The sequence below is a fragment of the Vibrio sp. HB236076 genome (assembly GCF_040957575.1).
GTDB lineage: Bacteria > Pseudomonadota > Gammaproteobacteria > Enterobacterales > Vibrionaceae > Vibrio.
The window spans coordinates 2,152,705-2,161,129 of the sequence record NZ_CP162601.1; the positions used below are offsets into that span (position 1 = coordinate 2,152,705).

Genomic DNA, 8,425 nt, shown 5'->3' on the forward strand with positions numbered 1-8,425 from the left:
ACGGTAACCCGTTATATCAATTTCACACAAAAAAGTCGAAAAGCTTATGGAGCCCACGGGTATGACGCATCCCTTCTACTCTTTTTATCATTGGATCCAAAACGCCCCTTCTTTGCTAGAGCCCGGTGAGATCATCGAGTCTGCCGCCAACATCTCATTTCCCAATTCGATGCCAAGCGGTGACTATCAAGGTAATCACCGCTTAGGATTTATTTATCAGTATTTATACCAGCACGTGTTTTTTCACAGCCCAAGCTATACTTTGTTGGAAGAAGAAATTCAAATTAATAGCCAGGGCCGTACCCTAGGCGCCATCGATTTTATCGTCGGCGTCGATAATCGCATCGAACATTGGGAAGTGGCGATTAAATTCTATTTGCTGTACCAAGGGCATTGGTACGGGCCCAATGCCAGCGATAGACTAGACAAAAAACTGATGCACATGATCAACCACCAGTTGCCATTGTCAACGACTTCACCTTTCCTAACGCAATACGGTTACTCCATCGATCGGCATAAGCTCCTAATGCAAGGCAGGCTATATCGCAACCCATTCGATGATGAACCCATCCCAAGTGACTGTGCCAAGTATGTCATCAACCCGAGTGCCATTACCGGTTATTGGTGCTTTCACCATCAATGGCCTCAAGTAACCGAAAAGCTTTACCCTTTAGAGAAACACCAATGGGCAAGTGGCGATAGACCACACTCAAGCAGTGCATTACGCTGTTTACCCGATGGCTTTGTCCACTGTCGCTCTGAACTCGGGGACTTTTGGTTTATCGTCCCCGACCATTGGCCAGGTGAGGAGAACTTACACGAGAACAGAGTTAATTAATCCAACTATTTGCTTAACTTGTCACCCGTTACATGACGATGAATTTTATTGAGTGTCTAAACGATGATATCGCCAGGAAAGGTTGGTAACCGGCTCTGAGTGAGGTGTGTTTCAATAGAACAAAGTTTGAGTAAACCAGTCACTGATAATGAGATTAAACAAAAAAGAGGCACAAAAGTGCTATACCAATCTAATTAAGTATGTGTTCAATGGTAATGTGGGATTAAGCTTGAGAAAAAGGCAAAAAGACACAGTAAGTTGTTGTTCTATAGGTTATTTTCTTAACGACGTTATCGAGTTTTTTAACCAGCTAAGGTGACCCGCTATATAGTTAGATTGGTATTAGATAGGCTCAATGCCTACCACTGAGAAGAAGGTGAAATATTGCCCCACCTTATTGGCAGGGCAAAAAGGATTACAAACCTTCTTTCGCGAAGACTTGATTCACGATTTGTTGAGCTTCTTGCTCAATCAATTTAAGGTGATCTTCTCCCTTAAAGCTCTCACAATAAATTTTGTAAATCTCTTCAGTACCCGATGGACGAGCAGCAAACCAGCCAAAATCAGTGGTGACTTTTAAACCGCCAATCGCTTCGCCATTGCCTGGAGCATGAGTCAGACGAGCTGTAATGGGATCGCCCGCTAAAGTCTCTGCCGTCACTTGCTCCGGAGACAGGCTTTTCAATACCTGTTTCTGTGGGCCGTTGGCCACCGCTTGAATACGGTTGTACTGCGATTCACCGTGTTTGTCCGCTAACGCTTCGTAATACTCTTGAGGCGTTTTACCGGTCACGGCGGTGATTTCAGCGGCGAGAAGGCATAGGATAATACCATCTTTATCGGTTGACCACGGCGTGCCATCAAAACGCAAGAAAGACGCCCCTGCACTTTCCTCTCCACCAAAGCCAAACTTGCCTTGGTAAAGGCCATCAACGAACCACTTAAAACCAACCGGCACTTCACATAGCTCACGGCCCAAATCGCTTACCACGCGATCAATCAAGGCACTCGAAACCAAGGTCTTACCAACAGCAACATCAGCTTGCCACTGCGGGCGATGACGATAAAGATAATCGATACACACCGCAAGGAAGTGATTCGGGTTCATCAAACCTTTTGGCGTGACAATACCATGGCGGTCGTAATCCGGATCATTGCCAAACGCCAGATCAAAGTCATCTTTCAGTTCGAGTAGGCTGGCCATGGCATAGGGTGAAGAACAATCCATACGGATCACGCCGTCTTTGTCCAGTGACATAAATTGGAAAGACGGATCCACCGCTTCACTAACCAAAGTAAGATCCAATTGGTAGGTTTTGGCGATTTGACGCCAATAATCAATGCCACTGCCACCAAGAGGATCAACGCCCAACTTCAAGCCGGCTTTTTTGATTGCCTCCATATCCACAACATTGATCAAATCGTCGACGTACGGCGTGACCAAATCTTTACTCACCACTAAGTCACTGTTAGCGACCTCGGCGTAAGGCAATGATTTCAGATCGCGCATACCATCGACAATGATCGCATTGGCGCGATCTTCGATTTCTTGTGTGATCGTCGCTTCTGCAGGGCCGCCATGAGGTGGGTTGTATTTAATGCCGCCATCTTGTGGGGGGTTGTGTGATGGTGTGATCACCAAACCATCAGCCAGCGCCTTACTCTGGGCGTTGTGGGTTAGAATCGCGTGAGAAACCCCAGGCGTCGGCGTGTAACCATTGTCTTTTTGAACAATTACTGGCACGCCATTGGCCACTAGGACTTCCAGTGCCGTTACCATGGCAGCTTCCGATAAAGCGTGGGTGTCTTTGCCTAAGAAAAGCGGACCGTTAATGCCATTTTTCGAACGTACTTCCGCCACCGCTTGGCAAATAGCTTGAATGTGCAGCTGGTTAAACGTGGTTTTACTCGACGTGCCGCGATGCCCAGAGGTACCAAACTGAACGCGTTGCTCTGCTTGTGTGGCATCGGGTTGTAACTCGTAATATTGAGCGACAAGGTAAGGAATATTGATCAAATCCTGTGGTAGGGCTTTTTGCCCTGCTCGAGAGTGAATAGCCATAAATTGACGTCCTTTTATTATAATAAAGGCCTCATGATGGCAACAATGAGGCCTTGTGATTAAATTGCGTTAGTCACTTTGTCGATCAGCTCTTGAGGAAAAGCCATATGCGCCATGACTTGCTCAACCATTTGCCTTTTTCGACTGGTGTTATTGTTGGTAATCACCCAAAATGGCGTATCGGGGATAGCCCTTGGTTTTGTCGTTTTACCGTGCGCTAACAAGGTCTCTTGGTTGTCAGCAAAATACACGCGCTTGCGACCTTTTACTTCAGTTGCCTGAGCAAAAGACTTGGGTGATAAGCGATATAACGTACTTAAAATCAATAAAAATCTATCGATGGCTTTCGTGCTGCCGGCCAGTTCATCGGAAATAAGCAACTCTCTCATGGCCTTGGTTGTATCAAGGGTATTAACCGAGCTGTCTTGAAGCCAAGCTGGTGTCACTGGTGGATTTTCCACTGGCGCGGAGGGTGTGACCACTTTTTTCGATGGTGCATCCACTTGCAAAAGTCGCCTTAAAATATCCGATGCACTCTCACCAATATCTTGAGTTTGGCTCGCAATGTATCGATATAGATCTTCATCAACCTCTATTGTTTTCATTCGCTTTTCACAATCTCTATGTTTAAACTCAAGGTGATTATAACGAGATCCCAGCGGATACTCTACGTAAAACCAATAATGAAACTTAAAAATGTCACAATTACTCAATTATAAAGATGAAGGTCAAGGATCTTGTGTGATCCTTATTCACGGTCTGTTCGGCAGTCTTAGTAACTTAGGTTTATTGGCCAAAGATCTCGCCACCGATCACCGAGTGATCAGCGTCGATGTCCGAAACCACGGCCAATCTTTCCATCACAGTGAGCACAACTATGCCGCGATGGCAGACGATATCGCACAGTTATTAGGGCAGTTAAACATCGATGGCTTCACTGTTATAGGCCATTCCATGGGCGGTAAAATCGCCATGCAGCTCAGTGCACGCCTTGCAACACAATGTGCCAAAGCCGTTGTGTTAGATATGGCACCCGTTCGCTACCCAGAGCGTCACCACGATGCCGTCTTTGCCGGTTTAAAAGCGGTCGCCAAGCAAAGGCCCAACTCACGCCAACAGGCCCTTTCGGTGCTAGCTCAACACATTGAGCAACCTGAAGTATGTCAATTTCTCTCCAAGTCTCTTTACAAAGAAAATGACCAGACTTTTGCTTGGCGCTTTAATGTTGATTCACTGTGGGATAACTATCATAACATTCTGGATTGGCAGCCTTTGCCAGCCTCGCAACTGCCCATTTTATTTCTAAAAGGCGCAAATTCAGATTACATCAAACCTGAGTTTCAAACACAGATAACGACGCAGTTTCCTCAGGCCAAAGCGCACATTATTGCCAACACTGGCCACTGGTTACACGCCGAAAAACCCCAAGAAGTAAACCGGGCCATACGGCGCTTTTTAACCACCTAAATCCGTTGACTTATCAACTGAGTTAGGCCGATTAACTTTAGACTTTAATAGTGTTATAGTTGGCGCAGAAAATATTGACCGTGCTGGCACAGCGTTGTCTCAGTTGTGTTTTCAGAAGCATTGAAATGAACAATGCTATAGTCTCACGACAAGACCCACTGTATATAAGCCGCCGTAACACTGAAATAAAAGGTAATTAATCTATGGCAAGTGTAGGTATCTTTTTTGGTAGCGACACAGGAAACACCGAAGCCGTTGCAAAAATGATTCAACAGCAACTCGGTACAAAACTGGTTCACGTGCAAGATATTGCGAAGAGCAGTAAAGAAGACATTGATAATTTCGATCTACTTTTACTCGGCATTCCAACTTGGTATTACGGTGAAGCACAATGCGATTGGGATGACTTCTTCCCAGAACTCGAGCAAATTGACTTTTCAAGTAAGCTAGTGGCTATTTTTGGCTGTGGTGACCAAGAAGATTACGCCGAATATTTCTGTGATGCGATGGGAACCGTTCGTGATATCGTAGAAACCAAAGGTGGAACCATCTTGGGATACACGTCAACCGAAGGCTACGAATTTGAGGCTTCAAAAGCCATCGTCGACGGTGAAGATGATCTGTTTGTCGGTTTGTGTATTGACGAAGACCGCCAACCTGAACTCACTGACGACCGAGTCAAAACTTGGGTTGAGCAAATTTATCAAGAAATGTGCCTGGCAGAGCTTGAAGACTGAGCACGTTTGAGTCACTCAGAATGAAACGAAAAAGGGCCGCAATGGCGACCCTTTTTCGTTATTCCATTCTCGTTCAATGATGTCTAAGGAAACGCTAAGATCAGTACTTTTGTGTCGCGTTGTACACGTCAAATTGCATTTCTACATCAGTACTACGAGGCACCTTAATCACCGCCACTACCCGAGTATAGCGGCCACTGATATCTTGCGGAATATTTTGGGTATCTTCAAAACTTTCTTCTTTGATTTTGACCTCGCCGGTGCCAAACACAGCCAGGGCCTGTTTTACTGCATTGATACGACGCTGAGCGAGTTTTCGGTTGTATTCAACGGTGCCTTCCTCACTCGTATCACCAATCAAGTACAATTCACCAGTTCCGAGTCGTTTTAACCGTTTAGATAGAAGTTGGACATTCGTTCTCGATGCCAAAGTCAAGCGGTCCTGATCATAGCCAAAGTTAATCACACTGTAACTATAATGATATTTATCGCTCTCGACTGGGCAACCGTTGTTATCCGTCACCGCCTTTAGTGGCGTCTCAGCACACTGATCACGGTGATTAATCACCCCATCCAAGTCGTCATCATTTAAATCGTTTAACTGTTTTTCGGCTTGGTATTGATAATCTGGGGTTGAACAGGCGGCCATCATCAAAGCCAATGCGATACATAAATATTTCATTTAGTCGTCCTCCTTTAAACGCCAAACACTAGGGGTAGTGACCCTTAATGCTTCGATCAGCCGACCAGTCGCATTAATAAGACGGTATTTTGCTTCTCTTTGATCAAAGTCCGCTTCGATGTAATTTCGACGTGCAGAAAACAATTCAATTTGTGAGTCCAAGACATCGAGTAATGAACGACGCCCGAGTTCAAATTGCGTATCGTAGCCTTTTTGAGCAATTTCAGCAAAATGAACGTTTTTTTGATAAAACTCTTTTTGCTTACCCAAAAACACATAGGCATTCCATGCAAAATTAGTGGCTTCTTCCACTTCTAAGAACGTATTGTCTTTAACGGCTAAAGACTCTTGGTAGCGCCATGCTGAGGCCTCCGACTCTGCACGAGTACGACCACCATTAAATAAATCATAAGTCATGGTTAACATCACGCGGCCATTTTCATCTCGCCCTTCAGCACCAGAAATATTGCGATTGCGGTTAACATCAACCTCAATATCAAACCTTGGGTAATAACCACTTTTATCGCGTTTCATTTGTTTTTTGGCCGCATTGGTATCATAAATAGCAGCACTGATTTCTGGGTGGTTCTGTTTTGCGATATTGACAGCTTCATCTAATCGATTCGGGATGAATTCATAATCCGGTCTTGGGTCAACTAAATTTTGTGCTTGCACACCAACGAGGTCATAGTAATTGACTTTGATATCTAAAAGATTATTCATTGCCACCAGCAAAATGGACTCTGACGTGGCCAATCTCGATTCGACTTGCGCAACATCGGCATCGCTCGATAAACCTCGCTTGCGCCTTTGATTGATATCATCAAGAATTGACTGATGCAGATCGACATTTTTTCTCGACAACTCGACCAACTTTTCCGCTTTGATCAAGTCAAGGTACACTTGTACCACTTCGAGACTCAAGTTTTCAGCGGTCGAGATAAGGCCTTGCTGATCGGCTTTGGCTTCATAATCTAAACGGTCAACCTCATTTGACGTACGAAAGCCATCAAACAGCATTTGAGTAATGGTAAGCCCCAATTCGCGGCGGTCCAAATCACTGTCGAGTTCATCACCTGAGTCGTAACCCACCTCTTCATAACCATATGCGGCATACAAACGGATTTGCGGTAAAAAATCACTGAATGCACCTCGTCTATCGCGATATTTTGCTTCAAATGATGCATAGCGCTCCATCAACCTCGGGTGAGTATTCAACGCTTGAGCAACAGACTGCTCCAAAGTCAGCGCCTGAGATGCCCCTGAAAGCAGAGACAAGCTCATTAAAAGGGAAAATTTCCTCATTAAAAAGTCCTTATACATTTATGGTTCGCGCATCGCGTTCGTTTTGGCTCTCAATACGGGTTTTAACCAATAGTCGAGAATCGTTTTTTTACCGGTTAGTACATCAACCTGCGCTTGCATACCAGAGATGATTGCATGCTGTCCAAGGTAGTTATCTTGCGTTTTGATGTGCGCCGTATAATAAGCGGTGCCGTCTTCCTGATAGGAGGCATCTGGGCTGACATAGACAACTTGCCCATCTAAACCACCATAGATAACAAAATCAAAAGCGGTAAATTTCACTTTCGCCGGCATGCCTTGACGAAGAAAACCGATATCTTGCGGCTGTATCTGGGTTTCAATTAATAATTGGTCATCCTGTGGCACAATTTCCATCATCACTTGCCCAGGGCTTACCACCCCGCCGATCGAGCGAGAAACAATATTTTTCACGGTGCCTTTAACCGGTGAGCGCAATTGCGCTTTAACCACACGGTCTTCAAGCGCTTTACTGCTTTGATTGATTTTGGCTAACTCATTAGATACTTCATCAAGTTGATTTTGAGTGTCGGCTAAATAATCAAACACTACGGCATTTTTTTCTTCTTCCGCTTGTAATTTCGCCGCCAACAGTTGTTGTAATAGTGCTTTCGCTCGATTCAGTTCACCTCGGACACCGATCTGATCGCCCTGTAACTGAACTAACTCCATCTCCGCAACGGCCCCAGCCTCCACGGCGCTGGTCGTTAATGCCACCTCGCGACTTATCAACCGCAAACGTTGGGTCAAAGCATTGATATTGGCTTTCTGCTCATTAATCGCTTGTTGTTGTTGCCTGACGGTTTGTACTTTTTGTTCAATGCGCGACTGCACTTGGGTCAGTCTTGTGTTGTAAGTATTTTCTGCCTGTTGATAGACACTTGCCGAAATTCCATCTCTTGCAATGCGCGTTGACACCACTGCAACCCCAGTGGCGAGAGCACTATCGGCTTTCACACTTTTCAGTTCTGCCGTGAGGCGGTTTCGTCGTGCCAATAAGGCTTCTCGCTCTTGGCTCGATTCAGCAAAAGCCGCCGCAAAACGGGTTTCGTCAATTAACAACAAGGGTTGCCCGACCTCAACAAGTTGCCCCTCGGTGACCAAAACTTGCTTTAGGGTTCCGCCATCCAGTGATTCTATTGTTTGTACTCGCTGAGCGGGGATCACCTTACCTTGCCCCACCACCACTTCGTCAATCTGGGCATAAGCGGCCCACACGACAAAGGCAATAACTAATAAAAAAACCAGCCAAGTTAACCGTTTCGATTGTTTTGCTGCGTAAAGCTGCCCCATATAGAGATCGGCCATATCTACCT

8 protein-coding genes are annotated in these 8,425 nt (G+C 45.4%); 3 read left to right on the forward strand and 5 right to left on the reverse strand.

What is annotated here, in order from left to right:
- Nucleotides 1–61 precede the first annotated feature (61 nt).
- On the forward strand, nt 62–838 hold the full coding sequence (locus tag AB0763_RS09450) for a DUF1853 family protein (protein WP_306100497.1): 777 nt from the start codon (nt 62–64) through the stop codon (nt 836–838).
- A 415-nt stretch (nt 839–1,253) separates the two neighbouring features.
- On the opposite strand, the gene pgm is transcribed toward AB0763_RS09450, so the two are convergent.
- Both pgm and seqA read right to left on the reverse strand, forming a co-directional pair.
- A complete protein-coding gene (pgm, locus tag AB0763_RS09455; RefSeq protein ID WP_306100498.1) occupies nt 1,254–2,900 on the reverse strand; it encodes a phosphoglucomutase (alpha-D-glucose-1,6-bisphosphate-dependent) in 1,647 nt (548 codons plus the stop codon).
- Nucleotides 2,901–2,959: 59 nt separating this feature from the next.
- Nucleotides 2,960–3,505 (reverse strand): replication initiation negative regulator SeqA, encoded by a 546-nt coding sequence (seqA, locus tag AB0763_RS09460; RefSeq protein WP_306100499.1) that lies wholly within the window; start codon nt 3,503–3,505, stop codon nt 2,960–2,962.
- A gap of 91 nt (nt 3,506–3,596) precedes the next feature.
- Between seqA and AB0763_RS09465 the strand changes: the two genes are divergently transcribed.
- Nucleotides 3,597–4,367, forward strand: a complete 771-nt coding sequence (locus tag AB0763_RS09465; protein WP_306100500.1) for an alpha/beta fold hydrolase — start codon at nt 3,597–3,599, stop codon at nt 4,365–4,367.
- Between the two features lie 203 nt (nt 4,368–4,570).
- The gene (gene fldA / locus AB0763_RS09470) at nt 4,571–5,104 is read left to right on the forward strand and encodes a flavodoxin FldA (protein WP_306100501.1); all 534 of its coding nucleotides are present in this window, start codon (nt 4,571–4,573) and stop codon (nt 5,102–5,104) included.
- Nucleotides 5,105–5,204: 100 nt separating this feature from the next.
- Here the strand turns inward: fldA and AB0763_RS09475 are convergent, their stop codons facing one another.
- From AB0763_RS09475 to AB0763_RS09485, 3 genes are read right to left on the reverse strand one after another with little or no spacing between them, the layout of a single operon-like run.
- Nucleotides 5,205–5,786 (reverse strand): hypothetical protein, encoded by a 582-nt coding sequence (locus AB0763_RS09475; protein ID WP_306100502.1) that lies wholly within the window; start codon nt 5,784–5,786, stop codon nt 5,205–5,207.
- A complete protein-coding gene (locus AB0763_RS09480) occupies nt 5,787–7,091 on the reverse strand; it encodes a TolC family outer membrane protein (RefSeq protein ID WP_306100503.1) in 1,305 nt (434 codons plus the stop codon).
- A gap of 18 nt (nt 7,092–7,109) precedes the next feature.
- Nucleotides 7,110–8,417, reverse strand: coding sequence for an HlyD family type I secretion periplasmic adaptor subunit (locus AB0763_RS09485; RefSeq protein WP_306100504.1), 1,308 nt, complete (start codon nt 8,415–8,417; stop codon nt 7,110–7,112).
- Nucleotides 8,418–8,425 lie beyond the last annotated feature (8 nt).

What these genes read in the sequence shown, in the direction of transcription:
- AB0763_RS09465 (WP_306100500.1), top strand. Translation starts at nt 3,597, where the DNA reads ATGTCACAATTACTCAATTATAAAGATGAAGGTCAAGGATCTTGTGTG.
- fldA (WP_306100501.1), top strand. Translation starts at nt 4,571, where the DNA reads ATGGCAAGTGTAGGTATCTTTTTTGGTAGCGACACAGGAAACACCGAA.
- AB0763_RS09485 (WP_306100504.1), bottom strand. Translation starts at nt 8,417, where the DNA reads ATGGCCGATCTCTATATGGGGCAGCTTTACGCAGCAAAACAATCGAAA.
- seqA (WP_306100499.1), bottom strand. Translation starts at nt 3,505, where the DNA reads ATGAAAACAATAGAGGTTGATGAAGATCTATATCGATACATTGCGAGC.
- AB0763_RS09450 (WP_306100497.1), top strand. Translation starts at nt 62, where the DNA reads ATGACGCATCCCTTCTACTCTTTTTATCATTGGATCCAAAACGCCCCT.
- pgm (WP_306100498.1), bottom strand. Translation starts at nt 2,900, where the DNA reads ATGGCTATTCACTCTCGAGCAGGGCAAAAAGCCCTACCACAGGATTTG.
- AB0763_RS09475 (WP_306100502.1), bottom strand. Translation starts at nt 5,786, where the DNA reads ATGAAATATTTATGTATCGCATTGGCTTTGATGATGGCCGCCTGTTCA.
- AB0763_RS09480 (WP_306100503.1), bottom strand. Translation starts at nt 7,091, where the DNA reads ATGAGGAAATTTTCCCTTTTAATGAGCTTGTCTCTGCTTTCAGGGGCA.